We start from the raw sequence: 26,158 nt of genomic DNA on the forward strand, positions 1-26,158 counted from the left end.
GGGCGCAAGAAGTTGCGCAGTACTGCGCAACTTCTTGCGCACTTGGCTGCAGGGCTTGCACCGCTTGGGCTGCAGGGGATTCAGGCCCTGAAATATTACGACCAACTGCGCAACTTCTTGCGCAGTTGGGCATCGAGGTGGCAATGATCGCCAAGCCTGTTGCTCAGGCAAACATCTCATTCGTTATTGAAGGCAGAGCTGGCAACAGCTCCATGACATCGCAGAACAATTTGCGCTGTCGCCAGTCATTACGATCGCCGATTACATACAGGCGTCGTCTCGCGCGGGTGACGGCGACGTTAAGCAGATTGGGTTTTGAAACGGCCCATTCCCGGGCACCTGGATTGTCGCTGCTGCCACCCAGAACAAGAATGATTACCGCAGCTTCTTTACCCTGCATGGTGTGAATGGTGCCTCGCACAATATTGCCAGGCAGACGGTCTTTGAGATGATTCCGCACGTCTTGAAAAGGTGTGATGACGGCAATACTGTCCGACGGTACTCCACTGGCATCGAGTAAGCCCAGCAAACGATCGAGCTCCAGCCCTTCATTGTCGACCCAGTTGCCGCTTGACTGGCCGCTTGCATGGACCCAGCCGGTCAGCAGGCGCGCCGGCGTTTCCTTATCGGCAGCAGGAGCAACAGTGCCGTAGATCATGGCCCCGTCGTACGCGATGCGGTTAGCCAGGTCGAACATGGGTTTGTCGCAACGGCGGTGCACGACCAATGGCAGGCCGACCCAGCATTTTTGCCCTTTTGGACCGGCCATCCGGCCCCATCGAGTGGCTTGATCGGCAAGCGACTGAGCTGACTGGCGATTGGGTAGCCAGTGAGCGTCGACCTGATAGCGTGTGCGCATATGTTCGAGCACCGCGTCTGAAACGGTCACGATAGGTTCGAGCTGAAGCGGATCACCGACCAGTACGGCGCGCTGAGCGCGCCACAGTGCGCCCGTTGCGGCTTGCGGAGTAGCCTGACCCGCTTCGTCCACCAACAGCCAGCCGATCTCGCCGCACCCAAGACTGCCAAAAGACCGAGCGAACGAAGCAAAGGTGCTGCTGAGCACCGGTACTACCATGAACAAAGACGCCCATGCCGAACGCATGACCGCTTGAGACACTCCGCCGTAACGACTGCCAGTCAGCAAACTGGTAATAAAACCCAGATTGCCACCCAGACGTGATGCCTCGATCCTGAAAAAGGTCTGGTGGAGCTTGAGTGCTTCGATGAACACCTTGCTCCGGGCCTGACGCCAGCCTTCGACGATCCAGGGTTCCAGCAGCTCGATGTCACTGCCTCGACCCATTGCGCCATGGTCAAGCCACGCTAGCACATGCCTTGCTTTACCGGTCTGAGCAACGCTGCGAGCCTTTTCCACCTGATGGCGAGCGTCACGCTCGGCTTGGTCGACCTGCTCTTGATCAGCGGCCAGTTGCAGGTCGAGTTCGCTGAGCTGACTGCTGATTCGCTGCATTAGACGTTGAATGCTGTCGTAGGCATCCTTTGCCAGAGCGTGAGCGCTGACGAGCATCTGTTGTCGAGCTAACCATTTGCGCTGCGCGCCCCACAAGCTGAACAGGTTGGCGAGAAAACCTGGTTTCAGTGTCAGATGCGTTTCAAGGCGTTGCAGTTGCTGCTGCAACTGTTCCCGTGCCGGGGTGAGTTGGCGAACTTCCAGCAAGGCCTGCTCCTCATCAAGGCGGCGGCGCTCAACCAGATGGGTATGACGTTGCTGGGTGGATTTCAGGATCTGCGCTCTGGCGCTGTTCACAGCCTCGATATGCGAGGTGATGTCACTGACTTGCGCACGCAACGCCTGTTCGGCGCTCTTCGCGTTCTGATATTGCTGAACGGATTCTCGCCAGAGAGCGGCTTTTTCAGTTGAGGTAAGCGATTTCATGTGCGCGGCCTGTTCGAACAACCAGTCGCGCATGCCCTTTGGAGAGGGCTTGTCATTTGCTTCGGCGGCATCGACCTCAGCGCTGTCGAGCAAGGGATTTTCGCTGTACAACGCTTCGTCTTCGTTCAAATCCGGCGTTTGCGGTTGTGACGATTCCAGCGGTGCGCCTGTTTTATCTTTGGGTGGACGTTTTCCGTGATAAAAGCGATCCACAAACAGCGTGCGTTTAGCCTTGCTTCCCAGCGCTGCCGAGATCATGCCCCAGGCGGGCTTGCCACTTGTCAGGCTGGCCAGTTCGCTGAAGTAATCTGCATCGGGCCGCCACGAAGGATCGATCCTGTCCTGTTGAGGCAACTCGAGAGTGACGTTTTCCACGGCACCGTTATTGGACGAGGCCACGACCATTTCGAATCCGAGCAATCGCGCATCGAGTGTATAGGCAGACCGGTTATGTCCAGCGTCATTGGCAACTTCGCGTCCATCCTTGGTAAAGGCCTGCGAAGCCCTGTCGAACGACGCCAGTACGTCCGCGCGCTGCGTCACCACCGCGGCAATCAGATCACGCAGCAAGGTGGTCTTTCCGGTGCCGGGAGGACCGTTGACCCCCATGATACCGGCCTTGAAACTGAGCTCGTGCAACAGGCTGTTGACTGCCAGTTGTTGGGAGTGCACCAGCCCTAGATGTCGTTCGGCAGGCCAGCAGCCTGCGGCATATTGCGACGGTGCGAGGCGATTGATAAGCGCCGGATCAGCATCTGCCTGATCCAGATGCTGGCGCTCCTCCGGGGCGTGATGGCTGAGGTAACGAGCCAACGCCTCGCTGGTTTTGCCACGCGCCAGCGCATCGGCAACGTCGCAGAGGTCCTCCAGCAAAAAGCTGTTGAGTGGATCGTCTTCCTGTTCGGGCTTGTTCGGATTGATCGGTGCTGAGCGGAAGCGATGCATGCGCGGTTGATCGGAGAAGAATTCATCGACCCCCAGCACTTTGCGCACATAGTCAGTCATGCTGCGAAGATCATCAGCCTGCGCTACACCACTGAAGTGGCTGTTGGCCTGTTCGCGGAGAAACTTTTGAGTTTCGTCGAAGCCGCGTGTCCAGTCCTGATGATTGATGGCGCAACCGACAAACCATGCCTCACTGGACAGAACAAGGCTGTCGATCAACATCATGCCTTCCTGATTGAACTTGAGCGAGAACAGCGCTGACGTGCGCCGTTGCGGCTCTTTGTACCCTTGATCAGCGCCGTACAACTCGGCCAGCCGGCGGGTTACAACCAGATTATCGTAAAGGTGAGCGTAGAGCGTGTGACTCCATGCGCGTTTTTCCGGAAGATTTTCCCTGGCCAGAGGATTCGTCGGCATCCACGGTAGAACCTTGGCGGTAAGAGGGAGATCCTGGTAGTAAGGCTGATAATCGCTTTCGCGCTTCTTCAGCTGGGGCGCTGCCTGGGGTTGCAGCAACTCGACGGCGTGCCAGTAACGTACGATATTCTGCATGGTCATGAACGTCCTTGAAAGCGCTGGGCTTTGAATCCTGGTGCAGAGGATATCAGGCGCCATCGATCACTTCTTCGTCATTGACACGAAAACGTTGCAGTTCATTGACCCGCATGCTGTCCGCCCACGTTTTTCAGTTTCAAAAGCCGCCTTGTTTCCAAGGCCGAATCGTCAGAGCCGTTTGATCAGCAGCACCTGGGCACATTCCTCAATCGACCGCCGTTGCGTCTCGGCATACAACCCCAGCTCATCAATGGTCGAACGCCCCAGCGCCTGTTCGAAAGCCTGTCGATTGGAGTGTTCGGCGTAATGCGTCTGCGCAGAATCGCCGAGGTTCGACTGAAAAATCCCCGCCGCACTCACCGGCAGGAAATCTTCGTACACCAGCGGCTCCGCTTTCACGTAGCCATCGCGCAGCAAGTCCTCCAGGGACGACTCACCAAGTCCTTCGGCGGCCAAGCCCTTTTCCGTAGCGAAATAACGAAAGTACGCCAGCCCCTGTTCGCGCATGCCCTCGATGCTGTCAGGAAATTCCGCAAAGTGCTGCGTCATCAGCGCGTTGTAGCGTGCGGCATTGGCTTCGTTAGGGAAGTCGCCCAATTCATCGCGAGCGGCATTCAACAAGCGGTCATACAGCGCGCGACCCTTGGGCGTGAGGGCGGCGCCGCGTTGTTCGATTTCGCCGAAACGCGCGCTGTGGCTGCCACGGGTTTCGGGCTGATCGGTGAAGGCGATCGGCTCGTCCAGCGCTTTGAAGCTGGTCTGGCGCAGCAGGATCGGGCAGTTGCGGCGCGGTGGGCCTTCGATCACCGCTTTTGGTGTAATGCCATGGGCAGGCATCTGCTCCTGCACGGTGTCGATGTCCAGCGTGCGAGGGGTCAGGTGGTTGATGTGCGGGCCTTTGAACGCAACGACATCGGCGACCAAACGGTGCTGGGCGCTGAGTTTCTGGTACTGCGCGGCGCTGACGGTGGCGCTGTGGTGCCAGCGAAAAGTCTCCAGTGCCTGTCGGACGAATTCCACGGCCTCCGCTTCATTCAGTCCGCCTGCCGTTTCCGCCTGTTCAATCAGGCGCAACGCCTCTTCAGTAAAAATCGAACGACGGGCCAGTACCGACTCGGCAAACGAACGCAATTCAGCGTCTTCAATCAGCTCCAGGCGCAGCAACGAGGTGAACACGCGAAACGGGCTGACCTGCAGCGCTTCTTCATGCACCGCGCGAAACGCCGTTGAATGCACCGGCACACCGGCCGGGGTCAGGTCGTAATAACCCACTGGTTGCATGCCCATCACCGCGAACAGGCGGGCGAGGGTGGCCAGTTCGCTCGCGGTGCCGACGCGAATGGCGCCGTGGCGTTCCATGTCCAGCCGCTCGATTTCGCCAGTGCGCTTGAGCTGTCCGGCAATCTCGGGCTGACGTGCCAGCACTTCGCGATTGGTTTTCTCCACCAGTTCCATCAGCGCGCCGTACAGCGGCACCTCTTCGCGGTACATGTCGGACATCGCTCGGGAGAAGCGTTGGCGGATCAGGTCGGGGCTGACGAACGGCTGCACGGTCATGAAAAAAATTCCTGCCACGGTGACGAAATGGATGCCGGAAAAGATCGCAGCCTTCGCCCACGCGGGCAAACGAAGAATCCTACGAACTTCATTCTGCCAACGACTGATCCACCAGTTCGATCCAATGCCTGACCGGCGTGCGCCCGGCGCTGGCCAGATGGCTCTGACAGCCTACGTTGGAAGTGACGATCAACTCAGGCCGGCCGCTTTCCAGGGCGTTGAGGCGCTGATCGCGCAGTTGCCGCGCCAGCACCGGTTGGGTCAGCGAGTAAGTGCCCGCCGAGCCGCAGCACAAATGGCCGTCCGGCACCGATGTGAGGTTGAAGCCGAGTCGGGTCAGCACGGCTTCCACGGCGCCGCCGAGTTTCAGTGCGTGCTGCAAGGTGCACGGGCAATGCACGGCGATGCGCCGTTCGCTGGCGGCGCATACTTGCTCCAGTGGTTCCTCAGCGATTATTTGCACCAGATCCCGAGTCATTTCGCTGATCCGCCGGGCTTTCGAGGCGTAGATCGGGTCGTCCGCAAGCAAATGCCCGTAATCCTTGATGAACGCGCCACAACCGCTGGCCGTCTGCACGATGGCTTCGGCGCCGTTCTGCAGGTGCGGCCACCAGGCGTCGATGTTCTGTCGAGCGCGGTCAAGACCTTTGGCCTGAGCGTCGAGGTGATAGTCGAGAGCGCCGCAGCAACCGGCCTCGCTCACCGGGGTGACGCTGATGCCCAAGCGATCGAGCACCCGCGCGGTCGCGTCATTGGTGTTCGGCGACAGGCCCGGTTGCACGCAGCCTTCGAGCAATAACACCCGGCGCGCATGCCGAGGAGGAGGGCGCGACCCCATAACACCCAAGCGCTGCGGCAGTTTGCTTTCCAGCAGGCGCGGTAGCAGCGGCCGAAAGGTCGCGCCCATGCGCAGCAAGCCTTTGAACACAGCCGGATTCGGCGCCAACGCGCGCAAGCCTTCGCGCAGCAAGCGCTGGGCGGCGGGGCGTGGCACCGCGCTGTCGACCACCGCACGGCCGATGTCGAGCAGGTTGTGATAATCGACGCCGGACGGGCAGGTGGTTTCGCAGTTGCGGCACGACAGGCAACGATCCAGATGCAGTTGCGTCTGTTCGGTGGCCGGTGCGCCTTCGAGCACTTGCTTGATCAGATAAATGCGCCCGCGCGGGCCATCGAGTTCATCGCCGAGCAATTGATAGGTCGGGCACGTCGCGTTGCAGAAGCCGCAATGCACGCAGGTGCGCAGGATCTTTTCCGCTTCGCCAGCCCGGGGCAATTTTCGCGATTGCTCGCTGAGGGTGGTTTGCATGGCTAGACCTCCGCGTACATTCGCCCGAGGTTGAACAGCCCTTGCGGGTCGAGTTGCGCCTTGAGTTGCCGGTGGTAGCGCAGCAGGGTTGGCGCCAAGGGTTGGAACGGCGAATCGGTGGCGCCGTGGGTAAAGCACGTTGCATGGCCGCCCAAGGAATGGGCGAGTGCGTGAATCTCAGGGCTTTCGGATTTCACCCAGCGTTGCGCACCGCCCCAGTCGATCAGTTGCTCGCCGGGCAGTTCGAGGGGGCCGAGGTTGTTCGGCAATGACAGGCGCCACAGCGGCAAACCTTCGTCGAAAAAACTCAGGCGCTGTTCGTTGAGGTCGCGCCAGAAAACCGAATCCAGCGGCTCGCCGCCGAGGCGTTGATGCGCCGCCGTTACCGAACCTTCGCCACCTTCCAGGCGCAGGTACAGGCTCCGGCCATCGTGGCACGCGGCGCTGATCGGCAGCGGTTGCTGGCCCCATTCGGCAAGTTTGCTCAAGGCGCGAGCGCAGTCGATGTCGATGCGAATGCTCAGGCACTGGCGTGGTTTCGGCAGGACTTTCAGCGACACTTCGGTGAGCACGCCGAGGCAACCGAAACTGCTGGCCATTAGCCGCGACAGGTCATAACCGGCGACGTTTTTCATCACTTCGCCGCCGAAGCGCAGATGCTGACCGAGGCCGGTGATCACCCGCGTGCCGAGAACGAAGTCGCGAACCGAGCCGGACCACGGCCGGCGTGGCCCGGACAATCCTGCGGCGATCATGCCGCCGACCGTGGCGCTGTCGGCAAAGGATGGCGGTTCGCAGGGCAACATTTGCCCGGCGTCATCCAGCGCAGCGAGCAGCTCGGACAACGGCGTGCCGGCGCGCACCGTGACCACCAGTTCGGTCGGATCGTATTGAACGATGCCGCGATGAGCACGGGTGTCGAGCACTTCGCCGGCCACCTCGCGACCGAGAAACGCCTTGCTGTTGCCGCCCTGAATCTTCAGCGGCGTGGCATTGGCCCGCGCGGCGTTGACCTGATCGAGCAGGGCGTTGGCGGCATCGAAATCAGCCATCAGAATCGCTCCAGCTCGGGGAAGGGCAGTTGCCCAGCGTGAATGTGCATCGCGCCGAATTCGGCGCAGCGATGCAGGGTCGGAATGTTCTTGCCAGGATTGAGCAAGCCCTGCGGATCGAACGCGGCTTTCACCGCATGAAACAGCAGTAACTCGTCGCTGTTGAACTGCGCGCACATCTGATTGATTTTTTCGCGACCGACGCCGTGCTCGCCGGTGATGCTGCCGCCTACCTTGACGCACAGTTCGAGGATCTTGCCGCCCAGTGCCTCGGCGCGATGCAGCTCCCCCGGCTGGTTGGCATCGAACAGGATCAGCGGATGCATGTTGCCGTCGCCGGCATGGAACACGTTGGCCACGCGCAAGCCATATTCCTCGCCGAGGCTAGCGATACCTTGCAGCACAGCGGGCAATTCGCGGCGCGGGATGGTGCCGTCCATGCAGTAATAATCCGGCGACAACCGGCCGATCGCCGGAAACGCGTTTTTGCGCCCGGCCCAGAAACGCACACGCTCAGCTTCGTCCTGGGCCTGGCGCACCTCGGTGGCGCCGGCCGCTGTCATGATTTCCCGTACGCGCTGGCAATCGTCGTGCACGTCGGCTTCGACGCCGTCGAGTTCGCACAACAGAATCGCCTCGGCGTCGACCGGGTAACCGGCGTGGATAAAATCTTCGGCGGCGCGGATGGCGAGGTTGTCCATCATTTCCAGACCACCCGGAATGATCCCGGCAGCGATGATTTCGGCAACCGCGCGGCCGGCCTTTTCCACTGAATCGAAACTGCCGAGCAGGACCTTGGCGACTTGCGGTTTGGGCAATAACTTCACCGTGACTTCGGTGATGATCCCCAGCAGGCCTTCGGAGCCGGTGAACAAGGCGAGCAGGTCGAAACCGGCTGAATCGAGCGCCTCGGAGCCTAGCGTCAGACGTTCGCCCTCAATGGTCAGCACTTCGATTTTCAGCACGTTGTGCACGGTCAGGCCGTACTTGAGGCAATGCACGCCCCCAGCGTTTTCCGCGACGTTGCCGCCGATCGAACAGGCAATCTGCGACGACGGATCCGGTGCGTAATACAAGCCGAACGGGGCCGCCGCTTGGGAGATGGCGAGATTGCGCACCCCCGGCTGAACCCGCGCGATACGTGCAGCGGGGTCGATGTGCAGGATGTTGTTGAACCGCGCCATCACCAGCAACAGGCCCTTTTCCAGTGGCAGGGCGCCGCCGGACAATCCAGTGCCGGCACCCCGCGCGACCACGGGCACATTGTTCTGATGGCACAGTTTCAGCAGGGTTTGCACTTGGTCCAGACGCCGGGGCAGGGCGACCAGCATCGGCGTGGTGCGGTAGGCGGAGAGGCCGTCACATTCGTAGGGTTTGAGTTCATCTTCGCGCCAGAGGATGTCCAGGTCCGGCAGGGCTTGTTGCAGAGCCTTGAGCAATTCGCCCTTGTTCACCTCGGGCAACGGACCGTCGAGGCGTTCGTCGTAAAGGATGTTCATGGGAACGCCAACCTTCTGTCTCCGCTGATCGTTCCCACGCTCTGCGTGGGAATGTAGCCCGTGACGCTCTGCGTCACTGGACGCAGAGCGTCCCCTGAGGCATTCCCACGCAGAGCATGGGAACGATCAGTTGCGCCACCTGGGGCATTGCGAATATCCATGTTCATCGCTGTCGTTCCAGAAATTCCCCGTACAGCCGCGCGGTATTTCCCGGCTGTTCGACCATCGGCATGTGCCCGACGTGATCCCACACATCCACTTCGAGATTGGCGATGCCCTTGCTCCACACCGGTACGCTGCTGACGTCGATCAGGCGATCCTTGCGTCCCCAGAGCAACAGTGCAGGGCATTTGATCTCGGCCAGTTTCGGCTCCATCGGCGGGCTGGCGCGGAAGTCGCGGAAGATTTCTTCGAGCTCGTCACGTTGTTGCTCGTAGCGCTGGGCGACGGCGTCCAGCACCAGCTTCGGCACCCACGGCGGCGACTCCATGGTCATTGCGTAGAAACGCTGAAATTCTTCGCGGGAATTGATCAGAAACGGATTGTGCCCGCGCGCCAGATGGCGCTCCATGTCGCTCGGCTCCGGTGCGGTGACGCCGGCCGGGTCGATCAAGGCCAGCGAAGCGATTCGCTCCGGATAGGTCGCCGCCAGCCACGCGGCAATGTAGCCGCCCATGGAGTTGCCGATGACGTGGACTTTCTCCACGCCGCAGACGTCGAGCAGTTGAATCATGCGTTTGGCCTGAACCGCAATGTCGTAACCGCCGCCAGCCTTGAAGCCAGTCTCACCGTGGCCGGCCAGATCCGGAATGATCACCCGATACTGACGGACGAAGTGCCGGGCGCAGCGCAGCCAGAGGTTTTTGTCGGCGCTGAAGCCGTGCAGCATCAGGATCGCGCTGGACGCCTCGTACGGCCCGCCTTGCCAGGTCGACACGGTCATCTCGGCGATCGGCACTTCGATCTTGTGCAATTTGTACAACCTGGCCTCGCTGGCCATGGCCAGGTCGTACAGCCAATGGCCAACCGCCGGATAACTCAGCCAGCTCCAGGCCACGAAAACCGCGAGTGCGACAAACAGCAAAAGCATCGACGTCTTCCTTTTACGTGTTCAGGACAAAATATGGTCGGCCAATTTCAGCGCCCGGGTCAGCAGGTGATAGCTGAAACTGAAGCCGGGAAACATCGCGATCACATGACCGCTCTTGCTCTGGTACCAACTGTGGCAACCACCGGACTTCCACACCGTGCGCTGCATTTCCCGGTGGATCATTGCAGTGTAGGTACGTTCTGCGTCACGGCGCACTTCGATGCTGCGCAGGCCTTTGGCCCGTACGGTGCGGATGCAGTCGAGGATGTAGTTCATCTGCGATTCGATGATGAACAGCGCCGAAGTGTGGCCAATGCCGGTGTTCGGCCCGGTGACGATGAACAGGTTGGGGAAGTCCGGCAGGCTGGTGCCGAGGTAGGCGCGCGGGTATTCGGCCCAGACATCTCTGAGTTGCACCGCGTTTTTACCGCTGACCGGGTAGGAAATTACCCCGTCGGTGGCGTCGTAACCGGTCGACCAGACGATCAGATCAACATCGAGATGCTCGCCGTCCACGGTGTTGATCCCGCTTTCGTCGATCGAGGCGATGCCGTGCTCGCGACTGTGCAACGTGACGTTGGCGCGGCTCAGCGCCGGGTAGTACGTGCTGGACACCAACACGCGTTTGCAGCCGATGGTGAAGTCCGGGGTGAGTTTCTGCCGCAGTACCGGGTCTGGAACCTGACGCTTGAGGAACCGCAGCGCATGTCGCTGGACCAGATGAATCGCCGGCTTCGAGTATTTGAAGGCGATCACCCGGGTTTCGAAATTCCAGTAGATCAGCCAGCGCAGCAGCTTGTACGCCGGCTTCAGACCGAGCAGCCAGCGCTGGAAACGGCCGAATTTGCGATCGGCACGCGGCAGCACCCAATGCGGCGTGCGTTGGAACACATGCAGATGTTCGACCTGGGGTGCAATCGCCGGGATCACTTGGGCTGCGCTGGCACCGCTGCCGACGATCGCCACGCGTTTACCGCGATAGTCGTAGCTGTGATCCCAATTATTTGTGTGAAAAGTCTTGCCTTGAAAGCGATCCATCCCGGGAAAGTGGGGGATGACCGGCTGACTCAATGGCCCGGAAGCATTGATCAGGAATTGGGTTCGGAAAGTACCTCTGGCGCGGGTGTGCACCAACCAACGCTTTTCCGCTTCGTCCCACTCGACGCGCTCGACATCCGCCCCCAGTTCCACGCGCTCGCGTAAACCGAACTGCTCGATCAGCTGTTCGGTGTAGCGACGCAGTTCCGCCTGTTCGGCGAACATCTGCGACCAGCGGTAGGGCGCGAATGACAGCGAATACAGCGGCGACGGCACGTCCACCGCTGCGCCGGGGTAGGTGTTCTGGCACCAGGTGCCGCCGAAGAAGGCGCGTCGCTCGAGAATGCGGAAGTCGTCGATTCCGGCCTTGAGCAGGTTGACCGCCGCGCACTGGCCGCCGAAACCGCTGCCGATGATCAACACAGCGTAGGTATGCATGTGCCCCCTTTTTATAGTTGTTTTTCCATTTCCCCTCTTTCATTTATAGCCAACTCTGAGCCGCGCGTGCGGCGCTGATAGCGCTCTATTCAGGCCGCTGGCCGGTGATGGCTATTTAACGGCGCCCTGATAGACTCCGGACACATCCTTGTCGGGATGTAACCATGCATCGCGCGGTCGAGGCCCTTATGGGAAATACGCGAGGAAAGGGATTTTCACTGGCCAGGAGGCTTTACAGGTCGCGGGTGTTCGGGCTGCTGCTCGGGCTGATGTGTGTCAGCGTGGCGATGCACGCGCTCGATCCGCCGCTGTGGGTGTGGGGCCTGATGCTCTTCAACGGCCTGGTCTGGCCGCATCTGGCCTTTCTATGGGCGCGAAGCTCGAGCGTGCCGTTTCGCGCCGAACACCGCAATTTGCTGATCGATGCATTCATGGGCGGCTTCTGGGTCGCCGCCATGCAGTTCAATCCCTTGCCCAGCGCAACCACGATTTCGATGATGGCAATGAACAACGTCGCCATTGGCGGTGGGCGTTTTTTGCTCGCCGGGTCGGCGGCGCAGCTATCGGGCATCGGCGTCGGGCTGGTGGTGTTTGCGCCGGCGTTCATCCCGCCAACAACGCCGCTGCAGTTGTACGCCTGTTTGCCGCTGCTGTTGCTGTATCCGCTGGCGCTGGGCTGGATCTGCTTTCGCCAGGCCTCGACCCTCGGTCGGCACAAGCGCGAGCTGTTGGCGTTGAGTCGCACCGACAGCCTGACCGGCCTGCTCAATCACGGCGCGTGGAAGGATCAACTGAACCTCGCGTTCCAGCGCTGCAAACGCCAGCAGCAGGGCGCGGCGATTGCGCTGATCGACATCGACCACTTCAAAGCGATCAATGACACCTATGGGCATGTCGCTGGCGATATCGTCCTGCGCCAGTTGAGCAAACTGCTCAAACAGAATCTGCGCGCCACGGACGTGGCCGGGCGCTATGGCGGGGATGAGTTCTGCGTGATCCTGCCGGAACTGCCACTGTTTAACGCGGCTCAGGCCATGGAAGCCTTGCGCGAGCGTTTTGCGGTGATGGGCTACGAGCAGAACCCGGCGTTGAAGGTCAGCCTGAGCATTGGTCTGGCCGCCTACGACCCGAGCCATGCCGACGCCACGCGTTGGCTGGATGAGGCCGATCAGGCGTTGTATGAAGCCAAGGCCAGTGGGCGCAATCGGGTGATCTGCAACAGCGACAACAAGCCGAGGCAGGCGCTGCTGGATTCGGTCTGAAGAGTGATCGGAGATCCCATGTAGGAGCTGCCGAAGGCTGCGATCTTTTGGGACGCTCTGCGTCCCGGCCTGCGTTCCTTTGCTGCGCGTGGGAACGATCAAAATCAAAAGATCGCAGCCTTCGGCAGCTCCTACAGTTTGTTCGGTGTCAGTCGGGCAAGTGTCGCATCCGCTATAGAGCCTTGCGCCGATGTCGGTTACGGTTGAATCCCTCCGACACGAAACAAGGACTGCTTCATGACGTTCTCATTTCCCCGCTCTCTGCTGGCCGCCAGTCTCGGTCTGTCCCTCGCGCTCTCGGCCGTAAACGCTTTCGCAGAACCGCATAAACAAGTGCTCGCCGATGCCGAGCAGTACCAGCCCGAAGCCCTGAAGTTACTGGAACGACTGGTCAATATCGACTCCGGTTCCGGTTATGAACCGGGTCTGAAACAGGTCAGCGACATCGCCATTGATGAGCTGAAAAAACTCGGCGCAACTATCGAACTGGTGCCCAACACCCCGGAAAAATCCAACCACGTGCTGGCCACGCTCAAAGGCACCGGCAAGGCGAAAATCCTGCTGATGGCGCATATGGACACGGTGTTCAAGGAAGGCTCGGCTGCCGAACGGCCATTCCACATCAAGGACGGGCGTGCCTACGGGCCGGGGGTGATGGACGACAAGGGCGGCATCGTCGCCGGCATCTACGCGCTTAAAGTGCTGAAGAACCTCGACTTCAAAGACTACGCGCAGATCACTTTCCTGCTGGACGCTAGCGAAGAAACCGGCTCCGACGTCGCCACCGACCTGATCAAGAAAACCGCCAAACAGCACGACGTCACCCTCAACCTCGAACCGGGCCGTCCGGCCGATGGCCTGGTGGTGTGGCGCAAGGGCAGTGCGACGGCGTTGGTCGAAGTCAAAGGCAAAGCCGCCCACGCCGGGGTCGCGCCAGAATTGGGACGGAACGCGGCGATGGAAGCGGCGCACCAGATTCTGCAACTGGGCAAGCTCGGCGATGAAGCGAAGAAGACCACCATCAACTTTACCGTGCTCAAGGCCGGTGATCGCACCAACGTGATTCCTGATCAGGCCACGGCCAAGGCGGATGTGCGCGCGGCAGTGCCGGAGGAGTTTGATCGCATCGAGAAGGATCTGGCGCGGGTATCGCAGGACAAGTTGATTGCCGAGACCGAAGTGAAAACTTCCTTGCAACGCGGTTTGCCGCCGATGCCACAAACGGCCGAGTCGGATCGCCTGATGGCCATGGCCCAGGGAATCTACGGCGAAATTGGCCGCAAGCTGACCGAGGAGGGCAGTGGTGGCGCGGCGGATGCCAGTCTGTCCGCAGGCGTAGGGACGCCGACGCTGGATGGCTTCGGCATTGTCGGCGGCAATATTCACACGCCTGAGGAATATGCCGAAGTGGCGAGTGTGGCACCGCGGATTTATCTGTTGTCGCGGATGATCATGGAGTTAGCCAAGCCGCGGTGAAGGAGCGATCGTTCCCACGCTCTGCGTGGGAATGCCTCAACGGACGCTCCGCGTTCGGCTTTGTGTGGGACGCAGAGCGTCCCGGGCTGCATTCCCACGCGGAGCGTGGGAACGATCATTAGTAGCTCCCGAGCATCCCCCAATCGGTTCCTTCTCCCTCTGGGAGAGGACTAGGGTGAGGGGCTTTTGTGGGAAAAGTGGAAGTCGAGGACGGCGCACAAAAAATACCGAAAAGTCCGACAGAAGCTCTGGTTGCGGCCGTCGGGCGCGGCTCTTATAGTCTCGGTTCGCAGATAACTCTGCGACGATCTTGGCCGGTCGAATACAGAACCTGACCTTTCTGGAGTGAACTCTATGACCGACCAAGTAATGCCGCGCTATCTCCCCATCGACACCTACGACGCCGAATCCCCGGTGCTCTTCATCAATACCCACACTGAACTCAGCGACATGGCCGCCTGTGCGATGCACCGGTTTGTGGTCGTGTGTGATCTGGCTGACACTTTCGCCAGCCTCAACCTCAAGGGCATTTCCGATTGTGATCTGACGCGGGTGACCAGCGCGGTTCATCTGCTGATGCGCGAGGGCTGCGCGATTCTGAATGTGATTCAGGCGCGGGCGGCGCAGCGGGAAGAGGCTTACAAGACGCCGGTTTAGCGGTTTAGCGGTGTAGCGGCCGTTGCTATCGCGAGCAGGCTCGCTCCCACAGGTGACCGCATTTCAACTGTGGGAGCAAGCCTGCTCGCGAAGGGGCCGGTACAGCGTGTGCATCACTCCTTGACGCTCATGTATTCCTTGGCCCAGAGAATGTATTCCTCCGGCTGGGTATAGGTGTGGGTCAACTCGGTCGCGCTCAGATCGGAGGCCTGGGTGAAGATCTGCCGCTGCTCGCGCAGGCTGTCGTAGGTGGCCTTGATCGCGGCGAAGTAGGCGCCATGGCCGTCGATGGTCACGCGCACGCCCAGTTCGGCCAGGCGTTTGTCGTCGCGCAGGGCCGGGTTGCCGTAGGTGACCAGCATCAGCGGCACGGTCAGATGCTCGGCGATCTGTTCCAGCTGATCGAAGTCCTGCACGCCGACCATGCAGATACCGTCAGCGCCCGCCGCCTGATATTGGCGGGTGCGGCTGATGATTTCCTGGTTCGGCAGAATGCCGGCATTGGTGCGGGCAATGATCGCCATTTCCGTGTCGACCCGGGCTTCGAGCGCCGCGCGGATCTTGCCGACGCCTTCGGCTACGGTGATCAGGTCGGTGGATTTGCGCCCGAATTGCGCGGGCAGCAGGGTGTCTTCGATGGTCAGTGCAGCGACGCCGGCGCGTTCCAGTTCGACGATGGTGCGCATCACGTTAAGAGCGTTACCGTAGCCGTGATCGGCGTCGGCGATCACTGGCAATTGGGCGACGCGACCGATGCGCGTGGCCTGTTCGGCGAATTCGCTGAGGGTGATCAGGGCGAAGTCCGGTGCGCCGAGCACCTGTAGCGAAGCCACGGAACCGCCGAGGATACCTACTTCAAAACCCAAGTCAGCGGCGATACGGGCCGACATCGGGTCGAACACCGAAGCCGTGTGGTAGCAGGTGTCGGAGGCCAGCAGCTGACGGAAATTGCGGCGCAAATCTTGATGGGAAAGCCTGGTCATACGAGTTCCACCAATACATAAGGAATGGAAAGGCTTGAGCAAAGGTGTCAACGCCGAAGAATGAAAAGGCTATCACGCGAATGGGTCAAGAATCATGACGAATTTGCGCGGCAGGACTGGCGGCTGAAAGGTTTAATCTCCCGTGCCGGAAATATCAGGCCGCCACGGCGTGATGCTGTTGATGGGGCAGGAGCACTGCGCGCACTGAATTGCCCGGCTGAAGTTGCAGGCGTTTGGCAGTGAGACGATCAACCATCAGGCTGTTGCCCACCAGTCGCCCGGGCGCCACGGTGATGCGGCAGTTTTCCAGGCGGCGGTTGTGAATCAGCCATAGCGGCGCCTGCTCGTCCGGGGTGCCGAGGCTCAGGGTCAGTTCAAGACTGTCGCGCACCGTGCGGATGCTGCGGATCGGCGCTTCGATGACCGGGCCACCGTCGAAAATGTCGATATAGCCTTTGTGCGTGAAACCCTCGGCTTGAAGAATCTTCAACGCCGGCTGGGTGTTCGGGTGAGTCTGGCCGATCGCGGCCTGCGCCTGTTCGGTGAGCAGGCAGGTGTACAGCGGCTGGCGCGGCATCAGTTCGGCGATAAAGGCTTTGTTGCCCAGGCCGGACAAGTGATCGGCGTGGGTGAAATCCATCTGGAAGAAGTGCCGGCCGAGGCTGTCCCAAAATGGCGAGCAACCATTTTCATCGGCACTGCCGCGCAGTTCGGCGATCATCTTCTCGCCAAACAGATGCGGAAATTCGGCGACGAACAGCAGACGACCCAGCGACAACAGGCGGCCATTGCTGCCGTTGCGCTGGTCATGGCGCAGGAACAGCGAGCACAGCTTCGATTGGCCGGTCAGTTCGTTGTTGAGGAACAACGTCGGAATCTGCCGCTGAATACCCAGATCCGGCGCCGAACTGACGGTCACCCCCAGCCGGTAGTTGTACCAGGGCTCGCGCAAGCCAACGGCGCCGGCCATCGCGCTGACACCGACCACGCGCTGCTCATCATCCTCGAGGACAAACAGGTAATCGGCATCGGCGCGCTCCACCTGTTCGGCGAACGCCCGTTGTGCCCAACGCACCCGGTGCGCCAAGCGGTCCTCATTGGCGGGAAGGGTGGTGAAACCTGGCCCTGCCTGTTCAACGAGGGTCATCAAGGCAGGCAGGTCGCTGACTTTTACCGGACGGACAATCATGCTCCAACTCCTTTGGCGTACCGATTCAGGCGCGGATGGCTAACGCGGCTCACAGAGCGACCAGCCGTATCGAGCTGCCATCGCTGACCTTCAGTGCCGCGCAGATGGCGGGTGTCAGGGGCAGCGGTTGATCAGGGTGATAGTCGAGTTCGGTGACCATCGCGCGGTAGTCATGCAGGGCGTCGTTGCTCAGCAGGTAACGGCCACGGGCGTCGGTCGATACTTGTTGGCGGACAATGGCGGTCTGGCTGTCAGCGATCGAGCGAATGTTTGCGGTACGCGCATACAGGGTCGGGCCGGCGTCGAACAGGTCGATGTAGCTGTTGGTTTCGAAGCCTTCCCGCGCGAGGATGTCGAACGCTTCCTGGCCGTCCGGGTGCACGCGGCCGATGCAATCCTGCGCCGCTTGCGGCAGCATCGGCACGTAGATCGGGTATTGCGGCATCAGTTCGGCAAGGAACGTGCGGCTCTGCAAGCCGCACAGGCGCTCGGCTTCCGCGTACGGCAGGTCGAAAAAGTGCTTGCCCAGCGCATCCCAGAATGGCGAATGCCCCTGCTCGTCGCTGTAGCCGACGATCTCGGTGATCACCGCCTCGGAGAACCGCTGCGCATGCGCGGCGATGAACAGCAGGCGCGCCCGCGACAGCAGTTCGGAAAACGGCGTGCGCACCAACGCGGTGTCAATGTGGAAACCGCGCAGCAAGGTATGCCCGCTGAGGTCATGGCACAGCGACAACGCCGGCACGCCATGCTCAATGTTCAATTCCCGCGAAGCACTGGTGAAATGACGGTTGCGCAGGCTGTAGAACGGCTCCTTGAAGCCGGCGGTGGCGAGGATTTCCGAGCAGCCGACCAGTTGCTGGCGTTCGAGATCTTCCAGTACAAAGAAATAGTTTTCCGGCCCCTGGGCTGTGGCGGCGCTGTCGAAAGACGCGCACGACGCGGCGATTTTTTCGCGCAGGTGTTCGCTGTCATTCGGCAGCGAAGTCACGCCGATCAGGCTCTCGCGGGCCAGGCGCTGTAGCTGGGGCAGATCATTCTGCTCGACTGGGCGTAAGACCAGCATGGATGTACTCCTGTATCAAAAGGTTCGGCCCATTCGCCGAACCTGACTATCACTGTCGGTTTCCACGCGTTGAATCGGCGGTCGCCTGATTTGTTGTCAGACGCCGCTCTTTTTCTTGTCAGCCTTTGCTCGGATCGGGCAGCGCTGTGCTGGCGCCGAGCTTGTTGAGGAAGAACAGGTACACCAGGCCCAGGGCAATCCAGATCAGGCCGAGTTTCTGTGCATCGACGCCCATGTTGTACATGATGGCGGCGACGATGATGAAGCCGATCACCGGGCAGAGCAGATGGCGCACAAACTGCCCCGACTTCTGCCGACGCCAATAGTGGTTGATCACCGTCAGGTGCAGCAGCATGAAACCGCTGAGGGCGCCGAAGTTGATCAGCGAGGTGAGAATGTCGACCGCGTCGATGAACAGGTAGCAGATCAGCAGCGACAACACCGCCACCAGATAAATGCTCAGGTACGGCGTGTTGTGTTTCGGGTGGACCTTGGCCAGCACCTTCGGCAGCTTGCCGTCGCGGGCCATGCCGAACAGCAGGCGCGAGACGGCGGCCTGCGAGGTGATTGCCACGGCGACGCCCCAGGCCAGCGCCGTGGCGACGGCGGTCAGGGTCGCCAGCCAGCTGCCGGCGGCAATTTCAGCGATTTCATAGAACGCGGTGTCGGCGGATTTGAAGCCCATGCCCGCTGCCAGATCGGTGGCGATCCACGTTTGTACGACGAAAATCGTGCCCATCACCGCCAGGGTGATCAGCGCTGCCTTGCCGACGCTGCGGCCCGGATCTTCCTTGATTTCTTCGGCGAGGGTGGAGATCGCGTCGAAGCCGAGGAACGACAGCACGGCGATCGACACGGCTTGCATCAGCAGGGCGAAGTTGAAGGTTTCCGGGTGATACAGCGGCGCCAGTGTCAGCTCACCATTTCCGCCACCGTCGTGCAGGGCGTTCCAGGCGTAGAACAGGAAGATGCCCAGCACCACCAGTTGTGCCAGCAGGAACAGCATGTTCATCCGCGCGGTGAAGGTGATGCCGCGCAGGTTGACGAATGTTGCGCTGACCAGAAACGCCAGGATGAAGCCGACCTTGGGAATGTCCGGGTACAAATGGTTGAGCGCCATCGCCGAATACAGGTACAGCAGCGGCGGAATCAGCAGGTAATCGAGCAGCATCAGCCAGCCAGCGATGAAGCCGACGTGTTGATTAAGGCCGCGTTGCGCGTAGGAATATACGGAGCCGGCAACCGGAAAGGCCTTGGCCATGCTGCCGTAACTCAGGGCGGTGAACAGCATCGCCACCATGCCGATGATGTACGCCAGCGGCACCATCCCCGGTGCTTCGGCGTTGACGTAGCCATACACACCGAACGGGGCGATGGGGATCATGAAGATCATCCCGTACACCACCAGATCGGTCAGCGTCAGGCTACGTTTCAACTCTTGCTTGTAGCCGAATTCTTCAATTTCCATGAAGCGCAACTCCTTGTCAGCCATCGGTCGGTTTATGTTTTATCGGTCCATCGTTTAAAGCAAAGGTGCGAGGTAACCTGCCCAGCGCGAAACCGCTTCGGGGCTGCGCAGCAGATCATTGCGCACCTCGATCAGCACCGCCTCAAGGCCCCTGGCATCACCGTGCACCGGCACGGTCATGTCGCCCAAGGGATCAATTCTGTACGGTTGGTTGCCCGCCACTTTCAGCGGGTGCGCTTGCAGTCCGTCGAGCAGACGCTGAGCATAGTCCTGGGCCTGGCCGAACAACACGCCGGCTTCCAGTGGTCGCGGCTGGCCGTAATACACCGGGGTGAAACTGTGAATACCGACCACCCGCACCGGCAGACCTTTGGCAATGCGTTCGTCGATCAAGGTCTGCAAGCGCGCATGAAACGGTTTGAACAACGCCTGGCGCCGGTACTCGCGGGTCGCCTCATCCAGCTCGCGATTGCCGGGTATCGGGTAGATCTCGCTCTGCAGCGGGATGCTGTCCGGCGCATGGCGCGGGCGGTTGAGGTCGATCAACAGCCGTGAATAGTTGGCGCTGAGCAGGGTAGCGCCAAGCTGTTCCGACAACTGTTCAGCCAGTTGCAGCGCGCCGATGTCCCAGGCGATATGTTCGCGCGCGGCCGCCTCGTCCAGGCCCAGATTGTTCAGGGCCTCGGGGATGTAGCGACTGGCGTGTTCGCACACGAGGATCAACGGGTTCGTCGAGTCCTCGCGGCTCAGGGTGTAGACCGGGCGGGTGTACAACCCAAGCTCGGCGGATTCAGTACAGGCGTGCATAGTGCTCACACAGGTCAGCGGGCGAGAGCTGTTCCGTCAGCGCCAGTTCCTCGGTTTTCAGGGCGTAATAAGTGTCGAGCAACGGCTTGGGCAGCCATTCGTTGAAGGCTGCGCTGTCACGCAGGCAATCCAGCGCCTGGGCCAGCGAGGCGGGCAGGGCGACGATGCCCCGGGCCTTGCGTTGCTCGTCGTTGAGTGAATCGGGAATTTCATCGGTAACCGCGTTCAGCGCCAGACGCTGTTCGATGCCCAGCCGCCCGGCAATCAGCAGCGCAGCCATGGCCAGATGCGGCGAGGCAGTGGCGTCCATGGCGCGGAATTCCAGGTTGAACTGCTGCGCGGCGGACTTGCCGGCCAAGGTCACAGTCGGGCAGATGCGCAGCGCCGCTTCACGGTTCTGCTGCCCCAGGCATGCATACGACGCGCTCCAGTGGTGCGGCTGCAAACGCTGGTAGGACAGCGGCGTCGGCGCGGTGAATGCGCACAGCGCCGGTAGAAAATGCAGGACTCCGGCAGCCCAGTGCTGACCGATGCTCGACAGGCCGTTGCTGGTGCCAGCGTCGTAGAGCATCGGCTGGCCGGCCAGATCGAGCAGGCTGACGTGCAGATGGACACCGTTGCACACCGCTTCGGCGGCGGTCTTCGGCGCAAAACTCAGATCCAGGCCCATTTGCCGGGCGATTTCCCGGGTGATTTCGCGCACGTTGACCGCGCGATCCGCCGCCGCCACGCCAAGAGTCGGTCGACAGGTGATTTCGTATTGATGCTTGCCGTATTCCGGCAGGAACATTTCCGGCTCGACCCCGCCCGCGCGCAGCGCACTGAGCAGCCAGCCGCCGAATTCGGCGCCCTGACGCTGCGCTTCGAGAGAGAACGCCGCGTGTTCAGCCACGCCAGCGTGCAGGTTGAATTCATGTTCGAAGGCGGCGTTGACCTGCAACCCCAACTCATCGTGATAGCGCTCGATTTCATCGCGCAGCAATGTGCGCGGGCAGGCGCCCCAGGCCTGGCCGTCGGTCTCGCGAATGTCGGCGTGAATGAAATCCAGCACCGGCGCATTGGCGTCCGGGCCGCTGCCGACAGTGACGCGGCTGCTCAGATCGGGAATCAGCCGCAGGTCGCCATACGCGCCCCAGGGATTGCTCGAAGCGATGATGTCTTGCGGCGTCAACGCGCTGTTGGCCGGGACCCAGCCGCAACCCGCTGCCTGGTAATGCTCCAGCTCATCGCTGGGAAACGAGCGGCCCCGGGTGATGCCGATCAGATCGGTTGTCACCAGCGTGGTCATCGGTAAAGGCGTCAGGCGCGGGCTCATGGCTGCATCTCCTGCAAACGGCCGAGCACGGTGTCGGTGTCGGTGATCCAGCAGTAACCCTTGATCGCGTTGAGGCAGGCGTGATGGCGTTCAGCTGTGTAAGTGGCGCAGGCGTCCTCCACCAGCGTGACCAGATAGCCACGATCGGCGGCATCGCGCACGGCCATGTCGACGCACTGGTCGGTGACGATGCCGGCGATGATCAGATGCCGGGTTTGCAGATTGCGCAGCACGTAATCGATGTTGGTTGAATTGAACACCCCGGAGGAGGTCTTCGGCAGCACGATTTCGTTTTCGGTCGGGGTCAGTTCAGCGATGACCTGAGCTTGCACGCTGCCCTTGGGCAGGTGCATGTCCGACAGTTTGTGATCCAGCGAGCGGTCGCGACCGTCGGCGGTCAGGCTTTCGATAATCGTGTGCAGCACGTTCTGCTGCGCCTGACGAAAGGCGCCCAGCAGACGCTGTTGGTTGGGCACCACTTGGCTGCGCGTGCGCTGGAGAAAATACTCGGCATCCGCGCCGCTCAGGTGTGGGTCGAATTGCGGTTCGAGCCAGGCGCGCTGCATGTCCACCAGCAGCAAAGCGGTGTGGTCGGTCGCAAACGGCAGGTCCCGAGGCGAGCGGTGGGGAAGGCTGAACATCCTTATTTGTCCTCCAGCAGGTGAGTCGCAAAGTCGTTGCGCAGGGCATCGATGCCTTCCAGGCGATCGGCCGGGTCCGGCACGCGCAAGGTCAGGCAGGCGATCAACGCCTCGACCTGCGCCAGCGCCGGTACCATGGTGTCGAACGGCGATGCCGATTCCACAGGTGCGCTGATGATCAGGTCGGCCAATTCGCGCAGCGGCGAGGCGTAGACATCGGTGAACAACACCACTCGCGCGTTGTTGTTCTTCGCTGCCTGCGCAACGCGCAAAGCTTGAGTCTGGTAGCGCCGGTAGTCGAATACCAGCACCACGTCCTGACGTTGCAGGTCGAACAAGCGGTCAGGCAGCAGCGCGTTGTCTTCCAGGGCGAAGCAGCCGGGACGCAGCAGACGCAAGTGGTTGAGCAGGTAATTGGCGAGCAGAATGCTGAAGCGGCCACCGAAACAGTAGACCTGATGGCGGCTGTCGAGCAGCCATTCCACGAGGATGCGCACATCTTCAGGCTGGGTCAGGGCTTGGGTGTCGATCAGCAAGCGCTGGCTGTCCGCCAGGTAATGCGCCCAGGCATCGTCCTTGTTCTGCTGCGAGCGCGGTTGCAACAAGGTGCGCGGTGAACGCAGGCGATGGTCCATGTCGCTGAGCAGGGCTTCCTGGAATTCGGCATAACCGCCGAAACCGAGCTTTTTCACCAGGCGCACGATGGTCGGATCGCTGACGCCGGCATGTTCGGCCAGTCGCGCCATAGGCCCGAGACCGTTGCGTGGATACTGATCGAGCAGGGCGCGAACAACTTTGCGCTCCGATGGCGTCAGGTCCAGGCCGGGGTCGGTGATCAGGTCTCTGAGAGGGGGCATCCGGGCTCCTGCTGGATGGGGTGTCGAATTCGTTTCACAATCCGTTAAACGAGTATTTATGTAATGGGTGTTACATGTCTAGCTAATTTTTGTACAGGTTTTTCGAGCACCAAAAGTGTGCAAGGTGCCCGTGTAATAAGGGCTACGTCGAAGTAGCGCGCTGTTGTAGTCCTTTGCCGATTGCTGTGTCAGACATTACCTATCCCAAGCTCAGCGACGGGCCGGTGACAACCCTGAACGCTGAGGTTTTACGGCACAATGCGACGCGTATCGGCTGTGTGCCATTGTTTGTTTTATCTTTCGACCGAGAACCTGCTTGTGCCAAGTAGCCGTTTGACACTGATTTGCCATGCGCGAACCGTCGCACAGAAACTAGCGCGTTTTCCTACGGACGAGCCTGTTGAAAATCTGGCTGTTCCGTCCGACGCGTTCAGGGCGCGATTGGCGGTAACACGGCGGCTGGTGTGTGCCCCGGAGTTGAGAACTCAGCAAACGGCGGCATGGTTTGGCGTCGATGCGCAGATTGATCAAGCCCTGCGCGATTGCGATTGGGGACGCTGGCACGGCCAGTCGATCAAGGATCTGCAAGCCAACGAAAACCAGGCTTTGCAAGCCTGGCTGGCCGATCCTGAAGCGGCACCCCATGGCGGCGAATCAGTCAGGCAACTGACGCAGCGGGTCTCAATGTGGCTGGACTCCATCGCCGAAACCCCAAGACATGTAGTGGCAGTCACCCATCCGTTCGTCATGCGCGCGGCGCTGATGCAGGTGCTGCAAGGCGCGGCGTTCCACGCAATCGACATCGAACCGCTGGCGATGATCGACTTGCGCTTCAATGGCATCTGGCGACTACGCTTGCCGGGCATGGCCCTTGACGAGGAATTCTGATGAAACAGCTGCTGGTCATCGGCATTGGCGCCGGCAATCCGGACTACATCACGATGCAGGCGGTGAAAGCGCTGAATCGGGTCGATGTGTTCTTTCTGCTGGATAAAGGCCAGAGCAAGCAGACGCTGATCGACCTGCGCCGGGAGATCTGCGAGCGCTACATCACCGGCCACGCTTATCGCTTTGTCGAAGCCAGCAGTCCGGAGCGCGAGCGCGGCGATGTCGACTACACGGCGAGCGTCGATGCACTGAATCGCGCCAAGCAGCAGACCTTCGAGCGGCTGATCAATGAAGAATTGTCCGACGGCCAGTGCGGCGGATTTCTGATCTGGGGCGATCCGGCGTTATACGACAGCACATTGCGGATTTTTCAGGCACTTCAGGCATCAGGCCGCTGTCAGTTTGAATACGAAGTGATACCGGGGATCACCAGCGTTCAGGCCCTGGCTGCGCAGCACAAAATACCTTTGAACACGATTGGTCGCTCAGTAGAAATCACCACAGGCCGGCGATTGGCGGCGGGGCAGGTGGGTGAAGCGGACAGTCTGGTGGTGATGCTGGATGCCGAGGATTCCTACCAGCGGGTGGCGGATCGGCAGACCGAGATTTTCTGGGGCGCTTATCTGGGCACGTCGGACGAGATTCTGCTCAGCGGTCGGCTGGCGGATGTCGCCGATGAGATAGAACGGGTGCGCAAAGCGGCGCGGGCGGAGCATGGGTGGATTATGGATACCTATCTGTTACGCAAGCCTTGAGTGGTTGGCGCCTGAACAATCGCTTTCGCGAGCAGGCTCGCTCCCACAGGGAAATGCGTTGCAGAATGTGGGAGCGAGCCTGCTCGCGAAGGAGTCAGAACATTCACCACCGATTGTAGACAGGCAAAAAGAAACCCGGTGCAACGCAAATCGCACCGGGTTTTTTGTTGCCAGCCAACAGCGGATGTCGTGGATCCGCCGTCAACCTTGAACTCTTTATCAGCCGCGTTCCAGCGCCAGCGCCACACCCTGACCGCCGCCGATGCACAAGGTCGCCAGACCTTTTTTCGCATCGCGTTTGAGCATTTCGTGCAGCAATGTCACCAGTACCCGGCAACCTGATGCGCCGATCGGGTGGCCGAGGGCGATGGCGCCGCCGTTGACGTTGACCTTGTCCAGATCCCATTGCAGGTCCTTGGCCACGGCCAGCGATTGCGCAGCGAACGCTTCGTTGGCTTCGATCAGGTCGAGCTGGTCGATGTTCCAGCCGGCCTTATCGAGGCAGCGGCGGGTCGCCGATACCGGGCCGATGCCCATGATCGCCGGGTCGACGCCAGCGTTGGCGTAGGCAGCAATCCTGGCCAGAACCGGCAGGCCCAGCGCTTTGGCTTTCTCGGCACTCATCAGAATCACAGCGGCGGCACCGTCGTTCAGCGACGAGGCGTTGCCAGCGGTGACGCTGCCGTCCTTTTTGAACGCCGGACGCAGTTTTGCCAGAGATTCTGCGCTGGTATCGCCGCGTGGCTGCTCGTCGACCTTGAACGCGACAGGATCGCCTTTGCGCTGCGGGATCAGGATCGGCGTGATTTCATCAACGAAGCGCCCGGCCTCGATCGCAGCGGCAGCTTTCTGCTGGGAAGCGGCAGCAAAGGCGTCCTGCTGTTCGCGGCTGATCTCATACTTTTCGACCAGATTCTCGGCAGTGATGCCCATGTGGTAATCGTTGAACGCATCCCACAGGCCATCGCTGATCATGGTGTCGACGATTTGCGCGTGGCCCATGCGCAGACCGGTGCGCGCGCCCGGCATGATGTAGTTGGACAGGCTCATGTTTTCCTGACCGCCGGCGATGATCACCTCGGCGTCGCCGCAACGGATCGCTTGCGCGCCCAGGTGCAGAGCCTTGAGGCCCGAACCGCAAACCTTGTTCAGGGTCATGGCCGGTACGGCATGGGGCAGGCCAGCCTTGATCGCGGCCTGACGTGCCGGGTTCTGGCCGGCGCCAGCGGTGAGCACCTGGCCCATGATCACTTCATCGACCTGCGCACCGTCCAGACCGGTCTGCTCGAGCAATTGGCGGATCACCGCCGCGCCCAGGTCTACTGCGGATACATTGGCCAGGGAGCCCTGAAAACTGCCGATCGCGGTACGCGTGGCGGCAACAATGACGACGTCTTGCATGTGCGAATTC

Annotated in this window: 21 protein-coding genes; 5 read left to right on the forward strand and 16 right to left on the reverse strand. The window is 60.9% G+C overall.

Annotated elements, in window-relative coordinates:
• Positions 1-163: 163 nt before the first annotated feature.
• The 7 genes from QMX86_RS15460 to QMX86_RS15490 form a co-directional block, all read right to left on the reverse strand.
• Entirely contained in the window at positions 164-3,403 is a 3,240-nt protein-coding gene (locus QMX86_RS15460; protein ID WP_282386209.1) for an ATP-binding protein, read from the reverse strand.
• A gap of 165 nt (positions 3,404-3,568) precedes the next feature.
• Complete coding sequence (locus tag QMX86_RS15465; RefSeq protein WP_282386206.1) at positions 3,569-4,957, reverse strand: VOC family protein; 1,389 nt, start codon at positions 4,955-4,957, stop codon at positions 3,569-3,571.
• A gap of 88 nt (positions 4,958-5,045) precedes the next feature.
• A complete protein-coding gene (gene glcF, locus QMX86_RS15470) occupies positions 5,046-6,266 on the reverse strand; it encodes a glycolate oxidase subunit GlcF (RefSeq protein ID WP_122708325.1) in 1,221 nt (406 codons plus the stop codon).
• Between the two features lie 2 nt (positions 6,267-6,268).
• Positions 6,269-7,318, reverse strand: coding sequence for a glycolate oxidase subunit GlcE (gene glcE, locus QMX86_RS15475; protein WP_282386204.1), 1,050 nt, complete (start codon positions 7,316-7,318; stop codon positions 6,269-6,271).
• Entirely contained in the window at positions 7,318-8,817 is a 1,500-nt protein-coding gene (glcD, locus tag QMX86_RS15480; RefSeq protein WP_282386202.1) for a glycolate oxidase subunit GlcD, read from the reverse strand. Before glcD ends, glcE begins: the two co-directional genes overlap by 1 nt.
• Before the next feature lie 163 nt (positions 8,818-8,980).
• Positions 8,981-9,907 carry an alpha/beta fold hydrolase gene (locus QMX86_RS15485; RefSeq protein WP_056784590.1) on the reverse strand — a complete coding sequence of 309 codons (927 nt, stop codon included), beginning with the start codon at positions 9,905-9,907 and terminating at the stop codon, positions 8,981-8,983.
• 21 nt (positions 9,908-9,928) lie between these two features.
• Positions 9,929-11,383 carry an NAD(P)/FAD-dependent oxidoreductase gene (locus QMX86_RS15490; RefSeq protein ID WP_282386200.1) on the reverse strand — a complete coding sequence of 485 codons (1,455 nt, stop codon included), beginning with the start codon at positions 11,381-11,383 and terminating at the stop codon, positions 9,929-9,931.
• Between the two features lie 188 nt (positions 11,384-11,571).
• On the opposite strand from QMX86_RS15490, the gene QMX86_RS15495 reads away from it, so the two are divergent.
• From QMX86_RS15495 to QMX86_RS15505, 3 genes are all read left to right on the forward strand, one after another.
• Entirely contained in the window at positions 11,572-12,645 is a 1,074-nt protein-coding gene (locus QMX86_RS15495) for a diguanylate cyclase (RefSeq protein WP_282386199.1), read from the forward strand.
• Between the two features lie 237 nt (positions 12,646-12,882).
• Positions 12,883-14,121, forward strand: coding sequence for a M20/M25/M40 family metallo-hydrolase (locus tag QMX86_RS15500; RefSeq protein ID WP_039762305.1), 1,239 nt, complete (start codon positions 12,883-12,885; stop codon positions 14,119-14,121).
• A gap of 354 nt (positions 14,122-14,475) precedes the next feature.
• Positions 14,476-14,778 (forward strand): hypothetical protein, encoded by a 303-nt coding sequence (locus QMX86_RS15505; RefSeq protein ID WP_122708315.1) that lies wholly within the window; start codon positions 14,476-14,478, stop codon positions 14,776-14,778.
• A 113-nt stretch (positions 14,779-14,891) separates the two neighbouring features.
• Here the strand turns inward: QMX86_RS15505 and QMX86_RS15510 are convergent, their stop codons facing one another.
• From QMX86_RS15510 to QMX86_RS15545, 8 genes are all read right to left on the reverse strand, one after another.
• On the reverse strand, positions 14,892-15,761 hold the full coding sequence (locus QMX86_RS15510; protein ID WP_016774123.1) for an oxaloacetate decarboxylase: 870 nt from the start codon (positions 15,759-15,761) through the stop codon (positions 14,892-14,894).
• A gap of 154 nt (positions 15,762-15,915) precedes the next feature.
• Positions 15,916-16,950 (reverse strand): arginine N-succinyltransferase, encoded by a 1,035-nt coding sequence (astA, locus tag QMX86_RS15515; RefSeq protein WP_282386989.1) that lies wholly within the window; start codon positions 16,948-16,950, stop codon positions 15,916-15,918.
• 49 nt (positions 16,951-16,999) lie between these two features.
• Positions 17,000-18,016: an arginine N-succinyltransferase gene (locus tag QMX86_RS15520; protein WP_122708311.1), complete on the reverse strand. Its 1,017-nt coding sequence runs from the start codon at positions 18,014-18,016 to the stop codon at positions 17,000-17,002.
• 118 nt (positions 18,017-18,134) lie between these two features.
• Entirely contained in the window at positions 18,135-19,484 is a 1,350-nt protein-coding gene (locus QMX86_RS15525; RefSeq protein ID WP_122750625.1) for an APC family permease, read from the reverse strand.
• Positions 19,485-19,538: 54 nt separating this feature from the next.
• Positions 19,539-20,291: an N-formylglutamate amidohydrolase gene (locus QMX86_RS15530; RefSeq protein ID WP_282386986.1), complete on the reverse strand. Its 753-nt coding sequence runs from the start codon at positions 20,289-20,291 to the stop codon at positions 19,539-19,541.
• On the reverse strand, positions 20,275-21,606 hold the full coding sequence (locus QMX86_RS15535; protein WP_130929345.1) for a glutamine synthetase: 1,332 nt from the start codon (positions 21,604-21,606) through the stop codon (positions 20,275-20,277). The genes QMX86_RS15530 and QMX86_RS15535 overlap by 17 nt, the downstream gene beginning before the upstream one ends.
• The gene (locus QMX86_RS15540) at positions 21,603-22,247 is read right to left on the reverse strand and encodes an isochorismatase family cysteine hydrolase (protein WP_282386985.1); all 645 of its coding nucleotides are present in this window, start codon (positions 22,245-22,247) and stop codon (positions 21,603-21,605) included. The genes QMX86_RS15535 and QMX86_RS15540 overlap by 4 nt, the downstream gene beginning before the upstream one ends.
• 2 nt (positions 22,248-22,249) lie before the next feature.
• Positions 22,250-23,104, reverse strand: a complete 855-nt coding sequence (locus QMX86_RS15545; protein ID WP_073475345.1) for a MurR/RpiR family transcriptional regulator — start codon at positions 23,102-23,104, stop codon at positions 22,250-22,252.
• A 477-nt stretch (positions 23,105-23,581) separates the two neighbouring features.
• Here QMX86_RS15545 and QMX86_RS15550 point away from each other — a divergent pair, with 477 nt between their 5' ends.
• Together QMX86_RS15550 and cobF are read left to right on the forward strand one after the other, a co-directional pair.
• A complete protein-coding gene (locus tag QMX86_RS15550; RefSeq protein WP_348776307.1) occupies positions 23,582-23,992 on the forward strand; it encodes a histidine phosphatase family protein in 411 nt (136 codons plus the stop codon).
• The gene (cobF, locus tag QMX86_RS15555; RefSeq protein ID WP_243243293.1) at positions 23,992-24,747 is read left to right on the forward strand and encodes a precorrin-6A synthase (deacetylating); all 756 of its coding nucleotides are present in this window, start codon (positions 23,992-23,994) and stop codon (positions 24,745-24,747) included. Before QMX86_RS15550 ends, cobF begins: the two co-directional genes overlap by 1 nt.
• 219 nt (positions 24,748-24,966) lie before the next feature.
• Here the strand turns inward: cobF and QMX86_RS15560 are convergent, their stop codons facing one another.
• Positions 24,967-26,148: an acetyl-CoA C-acetyltransferase gene (locus tag QMX86_RS15560; protein ID WP_282387772.1), complete on the reverse strand. Its 1,182-nt coding sequence runs from the start codon at positions 26,146-26,148 to the stop codon at positions 24,967-24,969.
• Positions 26,149-26,158: the final 10 nt, after the last annotated feature.

The organism is Pseudomonas sp. PS01270, from assembly GCF_029959775.1.
Taxonomy (GTDB): Bacteria; Pseudomonadota; Gammaproteobacteria; order Pseudomonadales; family Pseudomonadaceae; genus Aquipseudomonas; species Aquipseudomonas atacamensis.

Coding starts and splice junctions, on each gene's coding strand:
- QMX86_RS15460 (WP_282386209.1), bottom strand. CDS start 3,403: ATGACCATGCAGAATATCGTACGTTACTGGCACGCCGTCGAGTTGCTG.
- QMX86_RS15465 (WP_282386206.1), bottom strand. CDS start 4,957: ATGACCGTGCAGCCGTTCGTCAGCCCCGACCTGATCCGCCAACGCTTC.
- glcF (WP_122708325.1), bottom strand. CDS start 6,266: ATGCAAACCACCCTCAGCGAGCAATCGCGAAAATTGCCCCGGGCTGGC.
- glcE (WP_282386204.1), bottom strand. CDS start 7,318: ATGGCTGATTTCGATGCCGCCAACGCCCTGCTCGATCAGGTCAACGCC.
- glcD (WP_282386202.1), bottom strand. CDS start 8,817: ATGAACATCCTTTACGACGAACGCCTCGACGGTCCGTTGCCCGAGGTG.
- QMX86_RS15485 (WP_056784590.1), bottom strand. CDS start 9,907: ATGCTTTTGCTGTTTGTCGCACTCGCGGTTTTCGTGGCCTGGAGCTGG.
- QMX86_RS15490 (WP_282386200.1), bottom strand. CDS start 11,383: ATGCATACCTACGCTGTGTTGATCATCGGCAGCGGTTTCGGCGGCCAG.
- QMX86_RS15495 (WP_282386199.1), top strand. CDS start 11,572: ATGGGAAATACGCGAGGAAAGGGATTTTCACTGGCCAGGAGGCTTTAC.
- QMX86_RS15500 (WP_039762305.1), top strand. CDS start 12,883: ATGACGTTCTCATTTCCCCGCTCTCTGCTGGCCGCCAGTCTCGGTCTG.
- QMX86_RS15505 (WP_122708315.1), top strand. CDS start 14,476: ATGACCGACCAAGTAATGCCGCGCTATCTCCCCATCGACACCTACGAC.
- QMX86_RS15510 (WP_016774123.1), bottom strand. CDS start 15,761: ATGACCAGGCTTTCCCATCAAGATTTGCGCCGCAATTTCCGTCAGCTG.
- astA (WP_282386989.1), bottom strand. CDS start 16,950: ATGATTGTCCGTCCGGTAAAAGTCAGCGACCTGCCTGCCTTGATGACC.
- QMX86_RS15520 (WP_122708311.1), bottom strand. CDS start 18,016: ATGCTGGTCTTACGCCCAGTCGAGCAGAATGATCTGCCCCAGCTACAG.
- QMX86_RS15525 (WP_122750625.1), bottom strand. CDS start 19,484: ATGGAAATTGAAGAATTCGGCTACAAGCAAGAGTTGAAACGTAGCCTG.
- QMX86_RS15530 (WP_282386986.1), bottom strand. CDS start 20,291: ATGCACGCCTGTACTGAATCCGCCGAGCTTGGGTTGTACACCCGCCCG.
- QMX86_RS15535 (WP_130929345.1), bottom strand. CDS start 21,606: ATGAGCCCGCGCCTGACGCCTTTACCGATGACCACGCTGGTGACAACC.
- QMX86_RS15540 (WP_282386985.1), bottom strand. CDS start 22,247: ATGTTCAGCCTTCCCCACCGCTCGCCTCGGGACCTGCCGTTTGCGACC.
- QMX86_RS15545 (WP_073475345.1), bottom strand. CDS start 23,104: ATGCCCCCTCTCAGAGACCTGATCACCGACCCCGGCCTGGACCTGACG.
- cobF (WP_243243293.1), top strand. CDS start 23,992: ATGAAACAGCTGCTGGTCATCGGCATTGGCGCCGGCAATCCGGACTAC.
- QMX86_RS15560 (WP_282387772.1), bottom strand. CDS start 26,148: ATGCAAGACGTCGTCATTGTTGCCGCCACGCGTACCGCGATCGGCAGT.